This is a genomic window from Pseudomonas sp. Ma2-10, from assembly GCF_054330215.1.
On sequence record NZ_JBTEYL010000001.1, the window covers coordinates 537,964 to 560,273 of the forward strand.

Here is a 22,310-nt window from a genome sequence, read left to right on the forward strand (position 1 = left end):
AGATACACATGAAACGTTCTGTACTGTTTGGTCTGTTCGTTACTGCTTCCATGATGGCTTCTGCTTCGTTTGCTGCCGATGACATTTGCGCGGTCAATCTGCAAACCATCGCCAACGCCAAGGCACAGATTCCTCCGGAGATGTCCGAGCAGGTCGATGCCTCCGTCAAGCAAGCCAAAGTCGACCAGGCAAAAGGCACCAAGGAAGGTACTGATGATTGCATCGCCGAGACCAACCAAACCATCCAGGACCTCAAGAACGCGAGCAAAGGCGGGAAGTAACTCCGTTCAGGGCCAACCTTCGGGTTGCGCAGGGTTAATTTCATAGACACGGCGACGTTTGTAGTACCAACAGTGGAGTACTGAGAGCAGGGAATTCAAATGCCCCCGGACTCCACCAAATACGAAGCAAAACAAAACCCGCCAATTGCGGGTTTTGTTGCACCTGGGGTTTGGTAATGTGTGAACCGCCCGCGTCGCGGTGAAAAAACTCGACACCATGCCCAAATCCGCGAAAGGCGCGAGCGGTGCGGCGATCCGATTTACCCTTGAAGAGGTAGAGGGTGCCAGCCTCGCCAGGAACCGAGCGTTGCCATAACGCTATAAGTATGTGAATTCATTGGAGCAAACACGATTGTCTTTACCGCATTCATTACTACGTCATTCAGCTTCTGAGCTTGGCGCATTGATTCAAAGGCGCGAGCTCTCCTCTACATTCATTGTGTCCACTTACCTCGCACGTATCGAGGCACTTAACCCAACACTCAACGCCTTGGTTCAGGTGTGTGGCGAGACGGCGTTAGCGCGGGCGTGGGAGGCTGATCGTGCAATTGCCCAAGGTGAGTACTGGGGCGCACTGCATGGCGTCCCCTTCACCGTCAAAGATGTTATCGATACTCGCGGTGTGGTGTCAGCGGTCGGCTTGGTCGATCGGGCTCAATACGTACCGGAGCAGGACGCTGTGGTGGTTACGCGAATGAAAGCTGCCGGCGCGATTTTGCTTGGCAAAAGCAATTGCCCACCTGGCGGCGGCGGAGGCGTAACCGACAATCCCGTCTACGGTGCTACGCGTAATCCGCATGCTCTATCCCATAGCCCAGGAGGCAGCAGCGGTGGCGAAGCGGCGGCGATTGCCGCCGGCCTTTCACCACTGGGATTGGGCAGTGATTCCGGTGGTAGCTTGCGTGTGCCTGCGCACTTTTGCGGTATTAGCACGTTGAAACCCACCAGTGGCCGCGTACCCAACACCGGTGTATTCGATCATCTTGGCGGGTTCAGCGACTATCGTAGCCAGATTGGCCCAATGGCCCGGCATGTCGAGGATCTGGCGTTGGTGCTGCAATTGATCGCCGGTGAGGACGGCCGGGATGCCGGTGTGATACCGATGCCGCTACCCGCCATCAGCACTGTCGTCCTGCGCGGTTTGAAAGTGGCGTGGTACAGCGATGGTGGCATTGCGCCTGTTGACGACATCACACAGGCGACTCTGCAGTCGGTGGCCGAGATATTGAAGGAAGCGGGTGCCACACTCTATTCGGCGTTCCCGGAGGCATTGGCCAATTCCCGGGCCATTACCGAACGCTATTGGGCCATGAGCAAAGGTTCCGGAGCGGAGGTAGTGCAATTGCTGGCGAACTGGGATCAATTTCGCAGTGCAATGCTGGGGTTCATGGAGGGCTACGACATCATCCTGTGTCCGGTCGACACCGCACCGGCACCGCGCGTGGGAGAGGCACGGCCAGCCCTGTTCAATCACACGTTGCCCTACAGCTTGGCAGGTTGGCCCAGCGTGGTGATTCGTGCCGGCACTTGCGATGCGGGGTTGCCGGTGGGAGTGCAAATCGTCGCGCGGCCTTGGCACGAGCATGTTGCATTGGCTGCGGCGGCGGCAGTTGAGAAAGCGCTGCCGTTCCCGCTTTGAATCGCCATCGGTCAAAAACACCCGAAAAAGATTCATTCGCTCGGCTGTTGTTGTTCGCCAAAAACAGTCCATCACTAACGGTTAAGCACATCAAAATTCATGGAGACTTCCTCGGTGCAGGCAACTGTGTCGCCGGCTGCTCCCGAAGCTCGGCCTGAGACAGAGCTACCTCAGCATCTATTGACGACCCTGGGTACTCGGATTGGATCGAGTACACGTTTTTGAGCGCTTGAAACGCTACAGCACGTTAGCGGGCGACCTGGATGAGTATTGGTGGACAACGCTTTTTTGTCTTCCTGCTTCAGCGACGGAACAATGGTTTGATTTCTGCCGGTCATGGCCACGAAGCGTGCTGGTCGGGTCGAACGCAAACAGGTGGTCAAATCGATGCAATTACACAAAAAGGGCCATTGCGCCCAGTAAGCAGTTTTTTCATGGTTCGTCTGAAAAACCGAATTTCTGCTTAGCGTCATAGTCATTTAGGTAGGCCCATCAATCGTGGCTTATTTTCGGACTCGGCCGGGCCACTCGCTCATACGGCAGCACCGAGACCATCAGTTCAAGGAGATATCCATGAAACGTAGCGCACTCGCTGGTCTGTTCATTTCTGCTGCAATGTTGGCCTCTCCCGTATTGGCTGCGGACAACAACCTTTGTACGAGCAAGCTGCAAGAGCTCAAAAACAAAGTAACTTCACTGCCAACGACCTCCGCAAACACCACCATGGAGATCAAAAGACTGATGTCCAGCGCCGAAGCTTCACAAGCCTCCGGAGACGACAAAAAATGCGTCACCGAGGCCACCCAGGCATTGTCACTCGCTGACAAACAGCGCAACGCACCCAACCCATAATCTGCGAAGGCCAACCTTCGGGTTGGCCTTCTGAGCAGCGTTGGCGTACACTGCGCGTGCTTGTTGCTCACTTTGATTCACAGAGCAACAGGCTCGGGGCCGTTTAGGATTCGACGCCGGTTGCGAAACTTTAGGTGCATGCCGAGTTGGTAACAGAACTCGTAAATCCACTGTTGCAACTTTCTATAGTTGCCAATGACGAAACCTACGGGGAATACGCTCTCGCTGCGTAAGCAGCCTTAGCCCTTCCCTCCTGGTACCTTCGGGTCCAGCAATCATCAGGGGATGTCTGTAAACCCAAAGTGATTGTCATATAGAACAGAATCGCCGTGCAGTACGTTGTGGACGAAGCGGCTAAAACTTACACAACTCGCCCAAAGCACCCTGCCCGTCGGGTCGCTGAGGGTTAACTTAATAGACACGGCTACGCATGTAGTACCGACAGCGGAGTACTGGCGGACGGGGGTTCAAATCCCCCCGGCTCCACCACTTCAACATCTAAAGACGTCCACGGACGTCTTTTTTTGTGCATGAAATCTAGCAAAATCAAGGTTTTAGCGTCTACTAGCATCCACGGACGTCCGACAGAATCCACATCACCCGGTATTCCACATGGTATTCCAAGCCCTTCAGTGGTAATTTTTGGAATACCAAATGATGTCGTGGAATACCTCATGTGCGCCCAAGCCACCCGCCTCTCTGATCGTCAGCTCAAAGCTATCAAGCCGAAAGACAAGGATTACGTCCTCAGCGATGGCGACGGCCTTCAATTGCGGGTGAGAATCAATGGCTCTACGCTATGGAACTTCAACTACCGGCATCCGGTAACGAAGAATCGTATCAACATGGGACTCGGCACCTACCCAGAGCTCTCTCTCGCACAAGCCAGAAAGAAAACGGTCGAAGCTAGAGAACTGCTTGCACAAGCCATCGACCCGAAAGAGCAACGCAATGCGTTGGAGCAAACAAAAAAAGCAGCAACTGAGCACACGTTCGAGAACGTAGCTGCTACTTGGTTTGAGCTGAAGCAGGATGTCGTTACACCGGCCTATGCCGAAGACATATGGCGCTCTCTCAACCTGCACGTATTTCCAAAACTCAGAACTACACCCATCTCGCAAGTCACTGCGCCGATGGTCATCGAGTTGCTGCGCCCACTGGAAACGAAAGGCAGCTTGGAGACAGTGAAACGACTGACTCAACGGCTCAATGAGATCATGACCTATGGCGTGAACTCGGGAATGATCTTCGCCAACCCACTAAATGGCATCCGGGCCGTTTTCAAGAAACCGAAAAAGCAGAACATGGCGGCCCTTCGACCAGAAGAACTGCCAGAGCTAATGGTTGCAATCGCTAACGCCAGTATCAAAAGGACAACACGCTGCTTGATCGAATGGCAGCTTCACACCATGACCCGTCCTGCGGAAGCCGCCACGACTTCCTGGGCTGACATCGACCTCGATAAGAAAATCTGGACGATTCCAGCGGAGCGTATGAAAAAGCGACGCGCTCACATCATACCGCTGACCGACCATGCGCTTGCTCTTCTAGAGACGATCAAACCCTACAGCGGCCATAGAGAGTACGTGTTCCCTGCAGACAGAGACCCACGCACTCACTGCAATAGCCAGACAGCAAACATGGCCCTGAAGCGCATGGGCTTTGAAGGTCGATTGGTGAGCCACGGAATGCGCTCAATGGCCAGTACCATCCTGAACGAACGGGGTTGGGAATCTGAGCTGATAGAGGTCGCACTAGCACACGTGGACAAAGATGAAGTGCGCAGCGCCTACAATCGTGCGGATTATATTGAGAGACGACGCCCCATGATGATCTGGTGGAGCGAGCACATTCAACAAGCCGCCATTGGTAGCCTGTCCGTCTCGGCGGTTCAAGCAACCCGAAGTTTGAAAGTCGAATCGATACGGTAGCCAATCAATATTTAGCATTAGCCGCAATGGTTCGTTTTTCAACCTTTGGTGACGGGCAGAGAACGGCCCAGAGTGGACCTTCCTATAGAATGGAGTGCGGCAAGCTCTCGATAGAAAAGACTCTTTTGCTTCTTCGTACTGACGTACCGCCTGCGCATCTATTACCTGTAAGAACACATACTGACGTATGCTGCCGCACCAATGCCATCTTTTTGCCACCACAAGATAGGATATGCCCTTCAGCAGGCAAGTTAGTATTCGCTCGGTGATCCGCACACGTGCACACCTGCTTAGGACTCCTACAAACAGAACGAGCAACCATGTCAAAAACATCAGGTAGCCTTTTCGCAACAGGCATTGTCGCAGCTCTTGCTATCGGCGCTCTTACCAAAGCCATTCTGTTTCTAATGATTGCTGCCGGGATATTGCTGCTTTTCTGCCTGATAACGCGACCAGGTCCCACGTTATCTTTTTTTGTGCTCGGATTGATTGGATCGGTGCTCAATAGAATTCCTGATCCTTTTCTGATCACTTGCTTCGGTATCCTGTGCCTGGTTTGGGCTATAAGCATTCTCAGGAAGTCGCCGCCCCCAAGAACTGATTCGCCTGAGCACCTCTCATTACCAAATGCTGATTCTGAAAAGCGCTCCTAAGCAGGATAATTCGATCCTGTTTTCGTAGATGCTAACGTATTAGGTAGTAAAAGTTGTTCTGTGATGTGTTCGATCTCGGTCCGAACCGCAGTCGGAAAAATCCAACTCTTGAGGCGTCCGAATGCCAGATTTATCGAGTGGTTCAGACTTTCCGGCATAAGTGCGTAACCCCATCGGGCTGACTATCCATTTAAATTGTCGCTGACCAGTCAATTCCGCGGCGTTGACCGGCCGTTTTCATTCGACTTGACCAACTCAACCCGTAGCAACAGCGGGCAGAAATCGGGCAGTCGTGACAGGCAGAAATCGGCCATTTCCGGTCTGTTTTGACAGACACAAACTCGCCAGCGTGCCTCGCTGCGACACCAGATTTTTGCCCTGAGTGGGGGCACGCGAGCGTATCGGGTTCACCTCCCATCCTTCTCAATGGCAAATCTATAGCATTTCATGTCTCATGATAATTGGGCACCTGCGAGAGACGCACGTGACATTTAAAGCCTTTACCGTCAGGTGCGAGTGAGTCGTCGTATAACTCAGGATATTTGCAACAAGAAAGGCCTGAATGATCCTGGCCCTCCTAAGGAAGGCACTGGCAGAGGGTGCCTCAAGGCAGCTCAAAGACACTTCTAAAAATCTATATTAGTACTTGGTGGCTTTTGTTAATTGAGCGCCGGCGCCTTTCATTATTTCCAATATTTCACATGTTATTCTATAAAACTTAGGAAGAATACCTGGAATATTTATATATAACCCATGATCATTTAACGACCTTATGTCAGGAAACTCACTCCACAGCTTGCGCTCAGTAATATAATTATTGGCCGCCTTTTGAGTTTTAAAGTTATTTTCACAGTAAATGCCCATATAGCTTTTTATCTGAACCACTTCTTCTTTGGTAAGGTTGTATTTAGCCAGTAAGCCCTCATAGTCAAACGATTCGATTTTAGACTGTAAGTCAGATGCCTTTGAGGAGATCTCAGTGCAATATTCTGCGAGCCAGTTATCTATGAAATCAGGATCACTTGCATCGCCTCCAAACGCTTCACAAAAATCTTGATAATCACTCATTACTTACTCCTAACATGACATAATTGAAAAACACCTAAGCATACCTCGAACAAGCTAGCCAATGAACGCCCAAGAAATCCTAAACGCAGCCACTCGCAGGGCTCTTTTTAGTCGCGATTTACGTTGACGTGGGTCACGTCCCTACTCTCACTGAATTCAAAAAGGTCGGAGCTCAATGGATAGAGGCTGAGTGAGCCTTAGGAAAGGCGCTCTGCGCTGGATTGTCCGCGTTAGAACGTGGGATTTACCATAAATACCGATTTATGAGCAGCCTTGTTCGTTTACATTGACTCGGCTTCGCAGCCGGACTGTATTGGCTACGGGATCGAATTAATGAGACATAAATCCCTTAATAAACCTCTTAACTGTTTTCTTTGTGAATATCTGCCGGCGACGACCGGCCGGTATGGGGTATTTTCGGCCGGACGAGACAGGTCACTATCGGCCAAAAGCTGAAGTTTTAAAACGCCTAGAAACCTGACCCCCTTCAAAGTGTATAGTCAGCCCCACCACCAGAATCGTCGTTCACAAGGATTTAACATGACCGTTACCTACTGGCATATGCAGATTCATCCAGACGACAAGTCCTTTGCCGATGCAAACGTACATTCGATTCTCGAACACAAGAAAATCATTGGCCTGGGTAATTGGGAGGCGGGAAAAAGCACCATTGATTCGTTTCGCACAGAAATGAACGTCAACGACATCGTTGCCATAAAAAACGGAGCAAAACTGATTGCCCTGGTTCAGGTCGTCGGAGGGTGGTATGAAGTGGAAGATGACGACACTGATCTGGGTTGGATTGAGAACCGCAGGCCCATCAGGGTGCTTGACTGGGAGTTGGATGGTAGGACGCTACCTCAACCACAGGGCACGCTTAACAAATGCGTAAATGACGTAGAAACCACGAAAATTATTAAAGAATGGCATCAACGCGTAATAACGTCCTTCAAGAAAAGAAAGCTGGACCTTCTGGTCTGAACCTCAACATTCAGTCACAACGCCTGTCGATGCAAGCGAGCTTGCATCGACAGTACGTGGGATTCAGATCTCTATCGTCTTGATGTCCGGATCGTACATCGCCCCGATAATCTCCCGCGCACCCGCAAGGGGAGACTCCTTGGTGATATCGACGATGGCGCCGATAGCCAAGCCAATCAGTTCGCTGTCGCCATTTTCAATACCCTTATCAAGCCGCTCGAAAAAGCCGTTTATTGTCGAAGCCCTTTCCTTGAATACACCCGAAAGGTACTGTTCAAGGATACTTCTCTGAGATTCAATCTGAGCCAGCTTGGTTTCTTTGAACGCCGAGATAGCCGCCCTCTTTGTACCTTCTGTCTCGGCGATTTTCTTATAATCGGCCCAGGCCGAAACCAGCATATTGAAAGACGCCCCGGCAGTCTCCGTCGGATTGACAGGAAGATTCTTAACCAGACTCACAACTTGTTTTTTCATGACGTTAGTCCAGGGTCAATATACCGGAAATAGTGCGCTTGATATCCTTCGTCGCAGCTCCGTCCTGGGTAATGATTGGCACGTCCAGCACCTTCTTCAAGCCCATGCCCAAAGCCACCATTCTTTCAAATGCGGCGCGGTCACTGTCGTCATCGACCTTGATCAATTCAAAGCGCGCCACCAGTTCATTAATGGTCTTGGTCATCTCCGCAGCGTTGGACCTTACCGCCTTGAGCGCAGTTTTCAGCACGTCCATGTCCGCAATTGCGGTTTCAACTTCGGCTTCGTACTGATGGGCCTTGGTCAGAGCTTCTTCAGCCTTGCCCGCCATCATGAAGCCGCCGATGGCAAGGGCCGGGCCCAACACAATTCCGCCCAAGGCCAACATACCGCCGGCCATGCCGAATCCGCCCGCACTCAGTGCTCCTCCGCCCAGCCACGCCAAGGTGGCATTGGTTGCCGCGACCCCGGAAAGCCCGGAAATGGCAGCACCGGTGGAGGCACTGGCCAAGGCACCTACCGAACCGTAGGCACCGATGGCCGCCAAGGCACCGCCGCCAATGCCGGAGGCAAGGCCTTTTTCAATGGCCAGGGAATTGAGCACTAGCGTTTCATAGGCCTTCAGTTCATCGATGGTCAGGTCCTCATTAAAACCTTTCAGGGTACTCTTAGCGTTCTTCTGTTTTTTGATCGCTTCGATGAGGTGCTTTATCTGCCGGGTGAACGTATGGACTTTCAGCTCCCCCAGTGCCGCAAGGACAGTTTGGGTTTCGGCACGGGACTCATCCAATTTTTTCGACGCTTTCTTGTAGTTACTCTCGGCGGCCTTACCGATTTCCTTGGCCTTGTCGAAATTACCGGAAGCCTCAACTCCCTTGAACACACCTGTCGCTGCCAATGCCGCGGCGGCACCCCACAAAATAAACGGAATAGGCACTTAAGATCCCTCTCAATCAATTGACGAAATAAATAACTTTTCTGCAGCCTGTACATCCCTGCAACTTTGGATATTGGCGGCGATATATTCATCCCGGCTCATGCTGGCGGATAAATTTCGCTCATAATAAGCATCGACCCTGCAGATCAAAGGCCGATCTTCATATATTTTACAGAGATGACTTGCACTATCAAAATTAACGCAGGTGCCGTCGCCTCTATCCAAATATGAATAAACAGAAGACTTGTCCAGATTCGTGCAGCACAACCCGCACTTAGTGCAAGGAAACACAATCAACACTCCCGGCTGGTGATGTCGATTTCAGTGGTGCAGTCAAGAACAATCCCTTGCCCATACTTCACGTCCTTTGCGCGGCTGGCTGTGGTGCCAGCCGAGACAAAGATAGCTCAGTGCTATCACTCAGTCCACTACAACGTAGCAGCAGGTTCGAGGGTGGCGAACCTCCACGAGTTGCGCTACTTGTGATTGCAGCACAACCCGCTCGCGTCGCGTCCGCCGCAATCTGGCGCACTGAGTCATCCGCAAATTTGCGAGATTCCTTCTAGCCCTGCATCGAGGCGTCACTCAGCACTCGCTGCTCTTGGAGACACCGCTATGGAGAGATATCGATCGATGTAATCCCGGATATCACACCGATTGTGGGTTACATCGACGACGTCGGAGTGTTGTGCGAGGCGGTGACCGCAACCGCTGCCTATATCTGGGACGAGCACATCGCCCGCGCAGAGGAACAGCTCTCCCCAAACATCAGTGACAATTCACTTAATGACGCACAAGCAACTGCGCCAACGTTCGCTCAACCCAGCCAGCAGCCCGTATCTTCAACGGCTCGCTCCCGCATTTCGGGCACTGCTTGAACCACTCCCCCGGTCCCAGCGCATCACTCAGGGGTGCCACCGTTTTCTTCCAACCACATTCACCACACACAAACGTAAATGGCCTGGGCTTTATAGGCATCGCAGCTCTCCTGAAAATTATCCATAGTCGTCTCCATCAGCGCTCTCAGCCAGCGGGATACGCCAGCTCGATCTGCTGATCGAACTCTCCACCATATCCACAGTACTCGCGCGGAATGCGCTCAATGTCCTCGGCGATTTGCACAATTACTTCGCACAACTCCAATTGCTCGAACCACCGAGCAGGAATCGCCGCAGCACCATACTGAGCACCCAACAAGTGCCCGGCGATGAGCCCGGTGCTGTCGCTATCGCCACTATGATTCACCGCCGTGATCACGCCCTCTTCGAACGAACGCGCTGCCAGAGCGCACCACAAGCCGATAGCCAGCGTTTCTTCGGCGACCCATCCGCCACCGAGCTCGCCTATTCGTTGCGGAGTGGGCTGATAGCCCTCGTAAAAGTAGAAAAGTACGCGCTCAATGAGGCTCCGTGTTTCTTCCATACCCGGCGTTTGTCCATATTTGGCCAAGCTCTGAGTAACCGCGTGCTCCAAGCTGTCTTGCCGATCGACAATGCGCTGGAGAATATCGGCAAACAACCCGGCCGCCAGGTAGCCCGTAGGATGTCCGTGAGTCAGGCGTCCTGACTGGGCAGCGTAGTCAAAGGCGTTTGCGAAAAAGGCGCAGGGCGCAACGCGCATTAAGGCGCCACAGCCTTTGCTGTTGTTCTCGGCAACTGCGCCCAGCCGCGGACTGGCCTTGAGTGCACCTAGACAAGTAGTGCCAGGGGCACGCCGAGACCAGAGCTCCGATTGCTTGATCAGCCAGCCGTCCACGCCGATCGGCATCGCCGTAGGGTAGTCCTGAGTTATCAGCCAGCGCAGCAACGAATGGTGAATAATACTGGGGACGTGGCAAGTCCCTCGTGAGCTGCCGCACACATAAGCCCGCAGCAAACCTTCTGCGGTGAAAAGCATCATCTGCGTGTCGTCGGTGATGGCGCCGGTGGTACCGAAAGCAGGGGCAAAATCAACGATACCTTGTGGACCGAACTTAGCTTCAATTGCAGACCACTCGAGAAACTCCACTGGGGCGCCTAGCGCATCACCGACGGCGCCGCCGAGCAGGCAACCCTTGATCCGTTCAAGTCTGTTCATGTCCTTTCCCTTATCCCTCTGCAGGGATCAATTCCTGCAGAATCACCAGCTTTCTTTGCAACTGCTGGACGTGCTCTTTCTCGGCTCGCAACGCCGAACGCAGTTCGCGGTTTTCCATTTCCCAGATCCGCGCCCAGCGCACATTTTTTTGGCAGCCCATAGCCATCTGCCAGAGCTCACGCAATCTCAGACACTGATGCAGTAACACCAGCAGGATTGCTCCCATCATCAGCAATGCACCCGTCGAAACCGCTTCCGACATACTCATGTCCACTTCCTTTCGTGACTTCAATTCATTTTGAAGACAGACACACGATATGTAGTGTTTAACGACAGGTCTAGAATGTAGACTTATACAGGTAAAGAATTCGCACACATGGAGAGGGTATGAAACGCAAGCAGTCCATCGAACAGGTCCGCTGGGATCTGGCACTTCGCTATCGTTTGATTGAGACCGTTGCCTGGTGGGAGGGCCGGTTGACCACGGGACACTTGATGCAGAGCTTCGGCATCAGCCGTCAGCAGGCGTCCAAGGACATCAACACCTACATCACAGAACATGCGCCTAAAAACCTTACATATGACAAAAAAATAAAAGGCTACGTGCCCAGCAAGACGTTCAAGCCGCTGTTCATCGACGACAGCGCCAGCGCCTATTTGCACCTGCTTTACCAGAACAACGAACGCGCCCCGCACATCGATGGGCTCGCCCTGGCCTACGCCCACACCAAGGTACTGGAAGTCCCGGATCGTCCGATTCGGCCGGAAGTCCTGCGCCCATTACTCAAGGCCTGTCGCGATGGCCTGCGCCTGGAAACCGAGTACGTGTCGCTCAATACTCCGAACGTGGAGATTCGCCTCATAGCCCCTCACACGCTGGTTTACACAGGTATGCGCTGGCATGTTCGGGCTTACTGCGAGAAGAATGGCCAGTACCGCGACTTTGTACTCAGCCGCCTGCGCGGTCAGCCGGATTTGCTCGACGAATCGCAGAACACTCGTGAGCTGGATGAAGACTGGAATACTGAGATACCCGTCATCTTTACAGCCGATGGGCGATTGAACGCGGCGCAGAAGTCAATCATCGAAACCGACTTCGGCATGATTGATGGCCAACTAGTGGTGCCCAGTCGCAGAGCGCTGGTGAAGTATGTATTGCAACGCTATCAGATCGACCCGAGAAGCCAGGCCACTAACCCCGAGGCACAGCAAATCGTGGCAACCAACCTCAAGGAGCTGCGCCCCTGGCTCATGCATGACTGATCCTCAATCCTTTGGGCCAAGGCGTGCTGCCCCGAGCCGGTCGCTGTCTGTCAGGCGTTTCGACTCGGCAACATCCATGTCCATCCGGCCGACATCTCGTGCCAGATACGCGTAGCGCTGATGTAGTTGTCGATCTCCCGGATCAACAGCTGCTGCGCTATGTCGTGATGGCCATTGAGGATGGCCAGATTTCGAGCGGTATTGCCCTCGTTGTTCTTCGCGTTCATATCAAGCTCGAACATCCTGTAGCTGTCAGTGAAGTACCTGACGGCCTTGAAGTGACCGTTGATTGCCAGCCAATGGATAGGCGTATTTCCGTCCACATCACGATGGTTGAGACTTCCGCCTAGCCGGAAACGCGTTTCAAGGGTTTTGATTTTTCCCTGCCTGGCGGGCAGATGCATGTATTTATCGTGCGGCATGAAGCTGCCGAGGCCTTTCCAGTCCCGTCGTTGCTTGTCCCCCACGGCACCGAGTGTCTCCAGCTTCTCGATCAGGGCGATTCGGTTCAGCCGGTAGGCCATGTCCAGTGGTGTGTCCCCTGCAAGATCTCGGTCATTGAACGCCAGCGGGTCAAACGACGACAGATACTGCGTATTGTCGACAAGCACTGAAGCGTGCCAGTCCCCCATGCCGAGCCCCACCATGTCGTCGACACAACACTGCGTCGGGGCCAGAACCTTCTGCAGCAGAGCAAGCAAAGCGGGCGTGTATGGCATGACTTCCTTCCCTGCTCCGGATTAGATGACAGGCCCTTCGGGCCGCTATTCACACAGCGCGACAGCATTGGCAGTCGTCCCGTACCTGATAGCCATGCACAAACCGTTGACCAGGCTCATGTCGTTCGGAGTCAGGCAGCGTATGGCAGTCAGATCAGGGCTGGCGACGATACAGGCCAGGGATTTCGCCCGGCTGACGGCCACATTCAAGCGGTTTTTCGAGTACAGGAAGCCAATGTCTCTGGGCAAGTAGTCTTCATTCGATGTCGCCATCGATACGATGACAATCTCCGCTTCTTGCCCCTGAAACTTATCCACAGTGCCGACACGAGTACCCGCTGGCAGCACCTGTTTCAACAACTGCACTTGCAGGTTGTAAGGCGCTACTACCAGGATGTTTTCGATGCACATCGCGTGCTCGACGCCCTTGTTATCCACATAACGCTGCCGCAAGAAGTATGTGAAAAGCGCTTTGACTTGCTCCGCCTCTTCGTCCGAACTCTGGCTGTTGCCATCGTGCTCCACAGGGCAAAAAATCAGCCCGCTGTTCGGCACTTCCGGTCGCTGGCCATCCAGTAACAACACCCGCTTCTCAGTACCGGGCGCCGAAGAAAGTTGCCCTTCGTACACGGCTTGCGAAATGAACGAGCAAACGTTGGGGTGCATCCGCCAGGTTTGCGCCAGGAACACCCCACGATCAGGTGCGATTGTGGGCGTGCCATCCAACAGATAGTCGAGGATGGAATCGCCGGAGCGGCCCGGATGCACACCTTGCACTGGCTGCGACAATTGCATCTGGTCGCCCATCAGGACGATGTTTCGCGCAGCCAAGCCCATCGTTACCAGATTCGCCACACTCACCTGACCAGCCTCGTCGATGAAGAGGTAGTCCAGTTGCTCAGTGAAGACGGGGTCGGAAAATAGCCAGGCAGTGCCCGCCGTCAAGTTAATGTTCGACCCCCAAGCATCGAGGAACTCCTTTTTTTCCTCGATGGAACGGATGCAGCGGCCGGTGAACTCCGTGCCCTCGCCCTCCGAGGACTTTTTCAATCCCGTGAAAGTGAATCCCTCTTCTTGCGCACGAGATTCAACCGCCGCCAGCAGGTTATTGATGGCGTGGTGCGAATTGGAAGTTACGCCAATGCGCTTGCCCGCCTTGAGCAAATCAACGATGACGTGCGAGCCGGTGTAGGTCTTGCCTGCACCTGGCGGCCCCTGAATAAACAGCACGCTGTGCTCGAGGTTTCGCACCACCTGCTTGATGGCATCAATCGTCGGCAGGCTTGAATCAAGCAGAGGTGCACCCGGCTTAATGCCCTTCACCCGCGGAGCGCGTCGATGTAGAAAGTCTGCAACCGCCTGGAAGCGCTGTTCACCGGCCAAGAGGCTGTCGGCATAACGGAACAACGCCTTGCGCAGCAAAGTAGACGGGATCGGCCTCCCGGGAATCATGTCGAAGTAATCAGGCGGTGCATTTCTCTCGGTAGCCTTGAATGTCGCCAGACCGTTGTCATGGTCCAGATTAACCAGCTGTACGCTGGCCAGGGACTCGGTGATGACGCCCTGAGAACCGGTACGCATTTTGGTTTCTTGAGGGTCGAAACTGTACTCATACAAAAACGATTTCTTGTTCGGTTCAGGTGGTGTGTTTGTGCGCCGCAAACCGGCCAGGCTCTCGATATCCTCCAGCAGCTCCTCGTTTGTCATGTCCTGCCGACTGAACAGCTGCCACCACGTTGGCTTCTCTGCACGGCGGTGGAAGTCGAGTAGCTGGAAGGTGAGCAACGTGACCTGATCCTCGTCACTCATGGCCTCTTCGTCGGCTTGCAGACCACACAGCAGACGAACGCGATAATTCTCCAGAAGAATCTCGATTTCCTTTTGCTCCACGACTGACTTCTCGCTTTCGGCTTCAGTCCCGAGAAAAGCGCTTGCATTTGACGGCTTGATCTCCAGCAGCCAGTTGCGCAAAAGGTAAGTGGACAGCACATCGTCTTCGTTGTAACGCTCGATCTGCTCAAGCAACGCCGATTCGCCGGTCTCTTTCCACCGCTCATAAAACACGATGCTCGCGCCGGCATTGGTGACGTCGCCGTCGCGCTGATCCATGTAAAAGTGCTCGATATTCTTGATCGAGTAACTGGGCTCGGACACCCGGATCGCTTCGCGCACGACCTTGTACAGATCGATCAGTTTGCCGTTGCGCAGCAACCAGTCCACTTGTGCTTCACGCGTCCCGTGCTGGCTCATCAGGCGCTTGATGGCCGTCTCTTCGTAACTGGCGTAGTGGAAAATATGCGCGTCGGGGTAACGCTTGAGATGGCCGATGACCCAGTCGATGAACTGCTCGAAGGCGACCTTTTCTTCTTCTCGGGTATGCGCCCAGAAGGGTTTGAAGGTTTGCTGCCCACCCTCGTCGATGTACAGACCGAAGAGGTATTCCAGACCACCCTCTTCCAGCGGATTGCCCTCCATATCGAAGAACAGGTCGCCCTCGACCGACTTAGGCATCCGATAAAAGCCACGTCGCTCACCCGACACAGGAAGCAGCTCGAATAGCGGGACATCACTGGAACGCCCCTGAAACTGCAAACGCGCCTGATGCCGCAACTTACTTAATGACTCTGTCTGCAGTTTTGGAATGCGCAGGTCGTCAGTACTGTCCGCCAGCTGGTGCAATGTGGTCACGCCAGCACTCTGTAACTTCTGGATTTGCGAACGGCTGATACCCGCTACTGCCGAGAGATGATCGTCCTGCAGTCGTTGTTCGTCGCAGCGATCACGCCAGGCGCAAAACCCACAATGCCCGCATGGCTCCGGGTAAGTAACGGGTCGCTCGGCACTGTTCACGAACGCTTCGAAACGCTGTAGCACATGCTCCAGATAATCGGCGTAGTCAGCGACCCGAAATGCCTGCTCGGTACGCGCAGCATCACCGAGTACGACATACATAAACGTTGGCTGCACAAGCTGGATCGAGATCAGCATTCGTGAATAAAGCGCAACCTGTACAAGGAACTTGGCCTTGGCAGTTTTCGCCAGCTTGGTGTCGATCACCTCATAGCTGTGGTCGCCCAGCGCCGATGCCCGCGACACTTTACGCAGGAAGTCGGCATGGCCAATAAAGGCGCCTTCCTGAAGCGACGCCTGGAAGATGATATCGGCGCCGGCCTTCATGGCCTGGATGGTCAGTTCCACCCGGCGAGCGAAACTCGGATTACCCTCGGCAATGTCGACCACGTAGGCGTATTGGATTTTGAGCCGTTCGAAAAAAGCCGCTTCATGGGCCAACCCTTTGTCCTGGATCAAACGGTTCTGCTCGCTTGCCGCCGCTTTTTCCATAGGGCTGACAAGGTTCTGAAGGTCCAGCGCCGTCAGGTGCTGGCACTCAAGAAAACCGCAGATGTCTGAGGCGGAGTACAACTGAATTCCGTTTCGAGTTTGCATGGTCGCTTCCAGTCCGGTGAAACGTCCAGGAACGCTTCACGCTGATTCAATGTCGTGAGTGAGTCAGGCGTCGAGCGAGCATCCGCGGAAAAACTGCTCGAACAAGGTCGTTGGCAAATGTTGTGCATCAAGCAGACCGAAGTGCTTGCCCACGTTGCGCCCCAACGCCATCAGCGTCCTTGCAGAGTTCTCGGTACCTGCATATCCGGCACTCATGATGTAGTCGATGCGTGCCTTTTCGGTCGTCGCCTGCAGATACGCATTGCCCGTGATCAATACATCCACCAAACAGACACTTACCCGTTCATCACCCAGGGTGAACGGCTCCAATGTCTCGGACGCCAGTGCCGCACACAATCCATCCTTGCCACCTGTGGCGATTCGCTCAAGCTCTTCGAGCGGCCGGCCGAACAGGTCGAATTCCTCAATGGAAAACGCGAAACAGTAGCCCAGCGCGGTGGCACGCGTGAGCGGGTTCTCGTTACGCGGGTTAGTCAACAGCCATGCAACGAAGGACGCTTTGTTGTCGAGCAAACCGCTTTGGCGGAAGGCCAGATAATCCTTCAGGACCTGACTGAAGGGGTGCCCGGTAGGCACCCAGCCAGTGCCCTCACGTTCGCTTTTCTGCGCATCAATCACTGGCACTGCTGCCTTCGGATCAGTCGCCAGCGTCACACCAAAGCACCGCAGGTCATAGCCGAGCATAAACAGACTGGCCTCGAAGGCGTGGCACCGCGCGGGCAGAGCCCCTTGTTCGGCAAACCAGCCGGTACGCTCGAGCAGAGCTCGGATAATCCACCCCAACCGCACTTGCCAACGTGCCCATGCGGCATAATCGATCGCCGAAAACTGCGGCGCCGCCAAACCGTTCAAGAACGCTCCCGGGTTGCGGATCTGGCTGCCACGAGCGCCTCCGGATGGGAAAGCCAGCAGGGGTTTGGCGCTCCCCGTCCATTGCTGGCGAAACAGCGAATACAGCATGCCTATCGCTGCGCCGACGCGACTGTCATAGATGGGTGACCCCGACGGATCGAGCAAGGCGTGAATCTTGGTCAGGCCAGCATCGAAACGCTCGACGCTGCTTCCGTCGAGCTCATTCAGATCATTATCACCATCGAGCGACATGAGCCCGGCCATCTTTTGCAGATAGCTCGACAGCTCGCCCTGTGCGGCCAGCCGATGCAAAAACGGAATGGCGCCTCGCACACCACCCCAACGAAGAATCTGCAAACACGCCTGAAGCGCTTGCTGTTCGTCACCCACGTTGACCGCACTCGTCAGCCACTCACGAAGTTGCCCGAGGGAGCGTTGGGTCTCAGCCCAGGTTTGTGAGTCCACCGGGCTTTGGTCGGTATCTTGCCAGCTTGCCTTCCAGCGATAGTGCTCAAGCACCTGCTCAAAACCTCGGACATCAGCCTGTAAACCGCCCGGCACGAATTTGCTGGATTTGAAACGAAGCTTGAACGTCAGCGTCGGCAAGTTCGCCGCCAGCCATCCAACGAAAGACTCAACTTCAGGTTGTGCCAGGAACTGTTCGCGCTTCATGCAGACTGCCTTGCAGGTAATATCGAATAGCCATACCCTAAGCAAATAAGAAGGCCCCGTCCACGTTGTCTGTCCATACAGGTAAACAAACGGAGCAGGTTCTGAAGCTCCTGATAGACGCTTCTCTACCAACGTCGGCGTTTAGCACAAAGTGCGTAAAGTTTTCAGACACTCCCTTACCTGTTCGCGCGCCCCATGACATCAAGGATCGGCACCCATGGACCATCAAGCACTCAAGACCCGTCATCGCCTGGAACGTGAAAATCATCATCCCAATCTCACATTGCGTGTTCATCGGGCGTTGAGCTGGCTCAGTCGTGCCGAGCAAGCTGACGATGTCGATGGGCGTTTTATCTTCCTGTGGATCGCCTTCAACTCGGCCTACGCCACCGATATTGACGAACAGTACCGCCTTTCCGAGCAATTCACGTTCAAGGCGTTCCTGGACAAACTCTGTGCGCTCGACACTGCCAACCTGATCGAGAATCTGGTCTGGTCCGAGTTCTCTGGCAGCATTCGCGCGTTGTTGGACAACCCCTTCGTGTTCCAGAGCTTCTGGGATCACCAGAACGGCAAGATCAGCGAGCAACAGTGGACCGAGCGCTTTTCCAGTGGTCGGCGAGCAGCGCAGGAAGCGTTGGCCAACCGCAATACCCCAGCAGTACTCGGCGTTCTGTTCAATCGAATCTATACATTGCGTAACCAGGTAATGCATGGGGGCGCAACCTGGAACAGCAGTGTGAACCGGGATCAGATGCGAGACTGCTCAAACCTCCTCGGCAAGCTGGTGCCGGTAATTATTTTGCTGATGTTGGATAACCCGGAAACGCTATGGGGTGATGCTTGTTATCCGGTTGTTGCTTAGGGCCGCTCTGAAAAAGACTTCCAAATTACGTGAAATAAGTCATGTATGACGAAACACTACTTGGCTAACACTTCGGCACTGATCCTGCTTCGCGTGTCCATGGCGAGATAGCCGAAAAGGTCGACAACTACCCGTCGCGACAGGGGAAAGATAAACGGCCGGTCACGTATCTACGAAATGGGTGCATTTTACTTGCAGTTGCTCCTCCGCGGTCTCAAACACACTCTCGAGGTCGGCTAACACCGTTTACAGTTCGTTGGGATACGCGCTTTAGCGTTCCTCGCTGTAGTCATCATGCATTGGGATGCCCCCGATTCTCCCCTCCATTTCTCTGACATGCGCGCAAGCATTTCCGCCGAGGATAGCCTGCACTGGAGACTTTAGAATTGTCAGATTCGTGTTGCGTCGGTTTGCAAACCAGGTCGCGCTCCATTTCCTTCGGCACCCATCCCGTGCCATCACACTTACGACAATCGCCTATTACGCCTCCATCACCTCCGCAACTTTCGACGTAACGATACAGGCACACCATGCTTAATGACCGGTGTGCCGAAAGACAAAGGTAGCGATGAAAGAGTGCCGAGTGGACGCATCCAATCCAATAAAGTTCGAGGATGAACTACGCGAGCAGCCTGCGTATACTGGCGCGCTTGAGTTTTGATCGATCTTTCGGAGCCTCCCGCATGTCCGGCAATACCTACGGCAAGCTGTTCACTATCACCACCGCAGGCGAAAGCCATGGCGCGGCGCTGGTCGCAATCGTCGATGGCTGTCCGCCGGGCCTCGCGCTGTCGCTGGAAGACTTGCAGCGTGATCTTGATCGTCGCAAGCCTGGCACCAGCCGCCACACCACGCAACGCCAGGAAGCCGACGAGGTCGTGATTCTGTCAGGCGTTTTCGAGGGCAAGACTACCGGCAGCTCGATCGGCCTGTTGATTTGCAACACCGACCAGAAGTCCAAGGATTATTCGGCGATTCAGGACCTGTTTCGTCCGGCCCACGCCGACTACACCTATCACCACAAATATGGTGTGCGCGACTATCGCGGCGGTGGGCGCAGTTCTGCCCGGGAGACCGCCATGCGCGTGGCCGCCGGTGCCATCGCGAAGAAGTACCTCGCCACCCTGGGCATTATTGTGCGCGGCTACATGAGCCAGCTCGGTCCGATCGAAATTCCGTTCAAGACCTGGGATTCGGTGGAACAAAATGCTTTCTTCTGCGCTGATCCGGACAAACTGCCTGAGCTTGAAGCCTACATGGACCAGTTACGCCGCGATCAGGACTCGGTAGGTGCCAAGATCACCGTGATAGCAGAAGGCGTGATGCCTGGCCTTGGCGAACCGGTTTTCGACCGTCTCGATGCCGAGTTGGCCCACGCCATGATGAGCATCAATGCTGTGAAGGGTGTGGAAATTGGCGCAGGTTTTGCCAGCGTCGCCCAGCGCGGCACCGAGCACCGTGACGAGTTGACGCCCGAAGGTTTCGTGTCCAACAACGCAGGCGGCATTCTCGGCGGCATCTCCTCGGGCCAGCCGATTATCGTGCATCTGGCGCTCAAGCCGACGTCCAGCATCACCACCTCTGGGCGTTCCATCGACGTGCACGGCAATCCGGTGGACGTCATCACCAAGGGCCGCCACGACCCTTGCGTCGGCATCCGCGCAACTCCGATTGCCGAAGCGATGATGGCGATTGTCCTGCTGGATCACCTGCTGCGCCATCGCGGGCAGAATGCCGACGTGCGTGTCAGCACCCCGGTCTTGGGGCAGCTGTAATGCCTGATTCGGGCAACGCTGCCAGGGCGTCGTGACCTTGTAAGAATATGCCGCGTCGACTTCAGCGAACTGTCGAAAAACTCCTGTAAAACTAAGCTGGCCGGTGCGTTTTCATGGCCACGTATCCAGTTCCAGATGCGCTGCCCGCGGATGCGGACACCATGGCAGGAAGCATTCAGAGCCGCATCAAGCAACGCCTGATTGTTGATGTCCTTTGCAATGGCCAGACGGGAGTTTTCGTCCTAGAGAGTCGGTTGTTTTTCCGCAGCGACTGTCTTACCGCAAATGGCGATACCGGTAGAAAACAAGTGATTCCGCTGGCTGCTTACACCGAGTGTGGTGCGCTCCCGCACGTTTGAATATGCAAAAAACTTTACCCTGTATGAAGTCAAAGCAGCAAGGGTCCTCCATTTGCCGCCCACTGCTGTATCCCCCGAAACGCCTCAGAACATGTACTTCACCAATTTCGATTCAAAAAAATCTCAGCCACACATTACTGCAATGACATCACCTCCAGGAGACTCATCCCATGTCATTGCAGTGCCCTCGCTGTCACTCTCCCAAAGTCACTTCTTCCCACCACACCATGAAAATCGGCGCGATCATCGGCACTGTGGGCGGTGCAGCCCGTGGCGTCAGCGCAGCTCTAACAGGTGCGCAGGCTGGTGCGCTTATCGGCGCTATCGCCGGGCCTGTCGGAATCACCCTCGGCTCCGTATCAGGTGCCATCCTCGGCGGCTTGGCCGGCGGTGTGGGAGGCTGTGCTCTCGGCGCCCAACTGGGTGAGTCGCTCGACCGTCACATTCTGGCCCACAACCTCTGCCTGCTCTGCGGCCACCGTTTCAACCTTCCGACCTGATCAGGCCACCTTTCCCTTCTTTATATCCTGTCCGGACCGTGCTGCGCTCTGCGCGGCGCTGTATACCGGCCTGCATTCATACAGGACTGCCCGCATGAAATATCACAAGCTCAAAGCCGGTGAGGCCACCGGCACCTATGTCATGGATTCACCGGTCACCGAGGCCGACATCCTGCAGATGGCACGACAACTGGCGATGAGTCGTTTGTCTAAAGGCAGGGCACTGACTGATCCGAAGCAGGTATTCAGCCACCTGCAAACACTGCTGCAGTATCACGAGCACGAAATTTTTGCTTTGTTATTGCTCGATACTAAACACCGGATAATCAGCTTTCGGGAGCTATTTAGAGGCACGCTGGACGGTGCTAGCGTTTACCCGCGGGAAGTGGTCAAGATCGCTCTAGAGCAAAATGCCGCTGCCGTGATCTTGGTGCACAACCACCCATCCGGTGATCCCGAGCCCAGTCAGGCTGACCGCTCGCTGACGCGCACGCTCAGAGAGGCGCTGAATCTGATTGGGGTAAGAACGCTGGACCACATCATCGTTGGCAGTGACGGCTGTACATCACTGGCGGAACAGGGCTATCTGTGAGGAAGGAAGCATGAAGCGACTGGTACGGATTTTCGCAGCCATGTTCATGTTCGTCGGCATTCTTGCCGGGTGCATGACCGCGCTACTTTTGTTGGTTCTAATGGTACGGTTTCCGCCGCTGCTGATTGCAGCAGTACTGACTTGCCTGATTTTCAATCGGCTACGGAGCACTGCAAATAACACATCTGGATAAACGTGAGCATCAACCAACGTCCATCGTTAGCAGGCGATGGACATTGGTTGATGTATGGTCTTTTTTTTTCACCCAATCTGCTGCAGCTTCAGACCGCGGGCTTGCCCTGTGGACAAGGGCGGCTCTGAGACAGTCGTCAATGATTGCTAAACGGTAGGCG

The 22,310-nt window shown here is 54.4% G+C and carries 24 protein-coding genes and 1 other RNA gene; 16 read left to right on the forward strand and 9 right to left on the reverse strand.

Translation table 11 applies throughout. From position 1 onward, the window contains the following. The first annotated feature begins 8 nt into the window (after window positions 1–8). The 7 genes from ACXPVS_RS02420 (at window position 9) to ACXPVS_RS02450 (ending at window position 5,356) form a co-directional block, all read left to right on the forward strand. The gene (locus ACXPVS_RS02420) at window positions 9–281 is read left to right on the forward strand and encodes a hypothetical protein (protein WP_458508480.1); all 273 of its coding nucleotides are present in this window, start codon (window positions 9–11) and stop codon (window positions 279–281) included. A 439-nt stretch (window positions 282–720) separates the two neighbouring features. After that, window positions 721–1,920, forward strand: a complete 1,200-nt coding sequence (locus tag ACXPVS_RS02425; protein ID WP_458508481.1) for an amidase — start codon at window positions 721–723, stop codon at window positions 1,918–1,920. Between the two features lie 263 nt (window positions 1,921–2,183). After that, window positions 2,184–2,387, forward strand: coding sequence for a hypothetical protein (locus tag ACXPVS_RS02430; protein WP_458508482.1), 204 nt, complete (start codon window positions 2,184–2,186; stop codon window positions 2,385–2,387). A 106-nt stretch (window positions 2,388–2,493) separates the two neighbouring features. Beyond that, complete coding sequence (locus ACXPVS_RS02435) at window positions 2,494–2,772, forward strand: hypothetical protein (RefSeq protein ID WP_458508483.1); 279 nt, start codon at window positions 2,494–2,496, stop codon at window positions 2,770–2,772. Between the two features lie 95 nt (window positions 2,773–2,867). After that, window positions 2,868–3,261, forward strand: a transfer-messenger RNA (tmRNA) gene (gene ssrA, locus ACXPVS_RS02440). Window positions 3,262–3,446: 185 nt separating this feature from the next. Continuing rightward, the gene (locus tag ACXPVS_RS02445) at window positions 3,447–4,703 is read left to right on the forward strand and encodes an integrase domain-containing protein (protein WP_458508519.1); all 1,257 of its coding nucleotides are present in this window, start codon (window positions 3,447–3,449) and stop codon (window positions 4,701–4,703) included. Window positions 4,704–5,023: 320 nt separating this feature from the next. Then, a complete protein-coding gene (locus tag ACXPVS_RS02450; RefSeq protein ID WP_458508484.1) occupies window positions 5,024–5,356 on the forward strand; it encodes a hypothetical protein in 333 nt (110 codons plus the stop codon). A gap of 639 nt (window positions 5,357–5,995) precedes the next feature. Here ACXPVS_RS02450 and ACXPVS_RS02455 read toward each other — a convergent pair. Next, window positions 5,996–6,424 carry a hypothetical protein gene (locus ACXPVS_RS02455; protein WP_458508485.1) on the reverse strand — a complete coding sequence of 143 codons (429 nt, stop codon included), beginning with the start codon at window positions 6,422–6,424 and terminating at the stop codon, window positions 5,996–5,998. Between the two features lie 540 nt (window positions 6,425–6,964). Between ACXPVS_RS02455 and ACXPVS_RS02460 the strand changes: the two genes are divergently transcribed. Then, the gene (locus ACXPVS_RS02460; RefSeq protein ID WP_458508486.1) at window positions 6,965–7,405 is read left to right on the forward strand and encodes a pyruvate kinase; all 441 of its coding nucleotides are present in this window, start codon (window positions 6,965–6,967) and stop codon (window positions 7,403–7,405) included. 63 nt (window positions 7,406–7,468) lie between these two features. On the opposite strand, the gene ACXPVS_RS02465 is transcribed toward ACXPVS_RS02460, so the two are convergent. Genes ACXPVS_RS02465 through ACXPVS_RS02475 form a run of 3 tightly spaced genes read right to left on the reverse strand, consistent with a single transcriptional unit; the run spans window position 7,469 to window position 9,116 of the window. Further along, on the reverse strand, window positions 7,469–7,879 hold the full coding sequence (locus ACXPVS_RS02465) for a hypothetical protein (protein ID WP_458508487.1): 411 nt from the start codon (window positions 7,877–7,879) through the stop codon (window positions 7,469–7,471). Window positions 7,880–7,883: 4 nt separating this feature from the next. Then, window positions 7,884–8,816, reverse strand: a complete 933-nt coding sequence (locus ACXPVS_RS02470) for a hypothetical protein (RefSeq protein ID WP_458508488.1) — start codon at window positions 8,814–8,816, stop codon at window positions 7,884–7,886. A gap of 12 nt (window positions 8,817–8,828) precedes the next feature. Beyond that, window positions 8,829–9,116: a YkgJ family cysteine cluster protein gene (locus tag ACXPVS_RS02475; protein ID WP_458508489.1), complete on the reverse strand. Its 288-nt coding sequence runs from the start codon at window positions 9,114–9,116 to the stop codon at window positions 8,829–8,831. Window positions 9,117–9,445: 329 nt separating this feature from the next. Between ACXPVS_RS02475 and ACXPVS_RS02480 the strand changes: the two genes are divergently transcribed. Continuing rightward, window positions 9,446–9,694, forward strand: coding sequence for a YkvA family protein (locus ACXPVS_RS02480; protein ID WP_458508520.1), 249 nt, complete (start codon window positions 9,446–9,448; stop codon window positions 9,692–9,694). Window positions 9,695–9,839: 145 nt separating this feature from the next. Here the strand turns inward: ACXPVS_RS02480 and ACXPVS_RS02485 are convergent, their stop codons facing one another. After that, window positions 9,840–10,892 carry an ADP-ribosylglycohydrolase family protein gene (locus ACXPVS_RS02485; protein ID WP_458508490.1) on the reverse strand — a complete coding sequence of 351 codons (1,053 nt, stop codon included), beginning with the start codon at window positions 10,890–10,892 and terminating at the stop codon, window positions 9,840–9,842. A gap of 10 nt (window positions 10,893–10,902) precedes the next feature. Continuing rightward, entirely contained in the window at window positions 10,903–11,160 is a 258-nt protein-coding gene (locus ACXPVS_RS02490; RefSeq protein ID WP_127650044.1) for a hypothetical protein, read from the reverse strand. Window positions 11,161–11,279: 119 nt separating this feature from the next. Between ACXPVS_RS02490 and ACXPVS_RS02495 the strand changes: the two genes are divergently transcribed. After that, the gene (locus ACXPVS_RS02495) at window positions 11,280–12,155 is read left to right on the forward strand and encodes a WYL domain-containing protein (RefSeq protein WP_458508491.1); all 876 of its coding nucleotides are present in this window, start codon (window positions 11,280–11,282) and stop codon (window positions 12,153–12,155) included. A gap of 50 nt (window positions 12,156–12,205) precedes the next feature. On the opposite strand, the gene ACXPVS_RS02500 is transcribed toward ACXPVS_RS02495, so the two are convergent. The 3 genes from ACXPVS_RS02500 to ACXPVS_RS02510 all read right to left on the reverse strand — a co-directional run bounded on the left by ACXPVS_RS02500 (window position 12,206) and on the right by ACXPVS_RS02510 (window position 17,998). Further along, a complete protein-coding gene (locus tag ACXPVS_RS02500) occupies window positions 12,206–12,874 on the reverse strand; it encodes an ankyrin repeat domain-containing protein (RefSeq protein WP_458508492.1) in 669 nt (222 codons plus the stop codon). Window positions 12,875–12,919: 45 nt separating this feature from the next. Continuing rightward, a complete protein-coding gene (locus tag ACXPVS_RS02505; protein ID WP_458508493.1) occupies window positions 12,920–16,321 on the reverse strand; it encodes a TM0106 family RecB-like putative nuclease in 3,402 nt (1,133 codons plus the stop codon). A 63-nt stretch (window positions 16,322–16,384) separates the two neighbouring features. Continuing rightward, window positions 16,385–17,998, reverse strand: a complete 1,614-nt coding sequence (locus tag ACXPVS_RS02510) for a hypothetical protein (RefSeq protein ID WP_458508494.1) — start codon at window positions 17,996–17,998, stop codon at window positions 16,385–16,387. Window positions 17,999–18,083: 85 nt separating this feature from the next. Here ACXPVS_RS02510 and ACXPVS_RS02515 point away from each other — a divergent pair, with 85 nt between their 5' ends. The 6 genes from ACXPVS_RS02515 to ACXPVS_RS02540 all read left to right on the forward strand — a co-directional run bounded on the left by ACXPVS_RS02515 (window position 18,084) and on the right by ACXPVS_RS02540 (window position 22,150). Beyond that, window positions 18,084–18,731 carry a hypothetical protein gene (locus ACXPVS_RS02515; protein WP_458508495.1) on the forward strand — a complete coding sequence of 216 codons (648 nt, stop codon included), beginning with the start codon at window positions 18,084–18,086 and terminating at the stop codon, window positions 18,729–18,731. Between the two features lie 683 nt (window positions 18,732–19,414). Further along, a complete protein-coding gene (gene aroC / locus ACXPVS_RS02520; protein WP_458508496.1) occupies window positions 19,415–20,506 on the forward strand; it encodes a chorismate synthase in 1,092 nt (363 codons plus the stop codon). Window positions 20,507–20,619: 113 nt separating this feature from the next. Continuing rightward, a complete protein-coding gene (locus tag ACXPVS_RS02525; protein WP_458508497.1) occupies window positions 20,620–20,865 on the forward strand; it encodes a hypothetical protein in 246 nt (81 codons plus the stop codon). 170 nt (window positions 20,866–21,035) lie between these two features. Then, window positions 21,036–21,365 carry a hypothetical protein gene (locus ACXPVS_RS02530; RefSeq protein WP_458508498.1) on the forward strand — a complete coding sequence of 110 codons (330 nt, stop codon included), beginning with the start codon at window positions 21,036–21,038 and terminating at the stop codon, window positions 21,363–21,365. A 94-nt stretch (window positions 21,366–21,459) separates the two neighbouring features. Then, complete coding sequence (radC, locus tag ACXPVS_RS02535) at window positions 21,460–21,957, forward strand: RadC family protein (protein WP_458508499.1); 498 nt, start codon at window positions 21,460–21,462, stop codon at window positions 21,955–21,957. Window positions 21,958–21,967: 10 nt separating this feature from the next. Next, window positions 21,968–22,150 carry a hypothetical protein gene (locus tag ACXPVS_RS02540; protein WP_458508500.1) on the forward strand — a complete coding sequence of 61 codons (183 nt, stop codon included), beginning with the start codon at window positions 21,968–21,970 and terminating at the stop codon, window positions 22,148–22,150. The last annotated feature ends 160 nt before the right edge of the window (window positions 22,151–22,310 follow it).

Bases quoted from the DNA above. Each gene is read 5' to 3' on its own strand.
- ACXPVS_RS02420 (WP_458508480.1), top strand. From the start codon at position 9: ATGAAACGTTCTGTACTGTTTGGTCTGTTCGTTACTGCTTCCATGATG.
- ACXPVS_RS02430 (WP_458508482.1), top strand. From the start codon at position 2,184: ATGAGTATTGGTGGACAACGCTTTTTTGTCTTCCTGCTTCAGCGACGG.
- ACXPVS_RS02435 (WP_458508483.1), top strand. From the start codon at position 2,494: ATGAAACGTAGCGCACTCGCTGGTCTGTTCATTTCTGCTGCAATGTTG.
- ACXPVS_RS02445 (WP_458508519.1), top strand. From the start codon at position 3,447: ATGTGCGCCCAAGCCACCCGCCTCTCTGATCGTCAGCTCAAAGCTATC.
- ACXPVS_RS02450 (WP_458508484.1), top strand. From the start codon at position 5,024: ATGTCAAAAACATCAGGTAGCCTTTTCGCAACAGGCATTGTCGCAGCT.
- ACXPVS_RS02455 (WP_458508485.1), bottom strand. From the start codon at position 6,424: ATGAGTGATTATCAAGATTTTTGTGAAGCGTTTGGAGGCGATGCAAGT.
- ACXPVS_RS02460 (WP_458508486.1), top strand. From the start codon at position 6,965: ATGACCGTTACCTACTGGCATATGCAGATTCATCCAGACGACAAGTCC.
- ACXPVS_RS02465 (WP_458508487.1), bottom strand. From the start codon at position 7,879: ATGAAAAAACAAGTTGTGAGTCTGGTTAAGAATCTTCCTGTCAATCCG.
- ACXPVS_RS02485 (WP_458508490.1), bottom strand. From the start codon at position 10,892: ATGAACAGACTTGAACGGATCAAGGGTTGCCTGCTCGGCGGCGCCGTC.
- ACXPVS_RS02490 (WP_127650044.1), bottom strand. From the start codon at position 11,160: ATGAGTATGTCGGAAGCGGTTTCGACGGGTGCATTGCTGATGATGGGA.
- ACXPVS_RS02495 (WP_458508491.1), top strand. From the start codon at position 11,280: ATGAAACGCAAGCAGTCCATCGAACAGGTCCGCTGGGATCTGGCACTT.
- ACXPVS_RS02500 (WP_458508492.1), bottom strand. From the start codon at position 12,874: ATGCCATACACGCCCGCTTTGCTTGCTCTGCTGCAGAAGGTTCTGGCC.
- ACXPVS_RS02505 (WP_458508493.1), bottom strand. From the start codon at position 16,321: ATGCAAACTCGAAACGGAATTCAGTTGTACTCCGCCTCAGACATCTGC.
- ACXPVS_RS02515 (WP_458508495.1), top strand. From the start codon at position 18,084: ATGGACCATCAAGCACTCAAGACCCGTCATCGCCTGGAACGTGAAAAT.
- aroC (WP_458508496.1), top strand. From the start codon at position 19,415: ATGTCCGGCAATACCTACGGCAAGCTGTTCACTATCACCACCGCAGGC.
- ACXPVS_RS02525 (WP_458508497.1), top strand. From the start codon at position 20,620: ATGGCCACGTATCCAGTTCCAGATGCGCTGCCCGCGGATGCGGACACC.
- ACXPVS_RS02530 (WP_458508498.1), top strand. From the start codon at position 21,036: ATGTCATTGCAGTGCCCTCGCTGTCACTCTCCCAAAGTCACTTCTTCC.
- radC (WP_458508499.1), top strand. From the start codon at position 21,460: ATGAAATATCACAAGCTCAAAGCCGGTGAGGCCACCGGCACCTATGTC.
- ACXPVS_RS02540 (WP_458508500.1), top strand. From the start codon at position 21,968: ATGAAGCGACTGGTACGGATTTTCGCAGCCATGTTCATGTTCGTCGGC.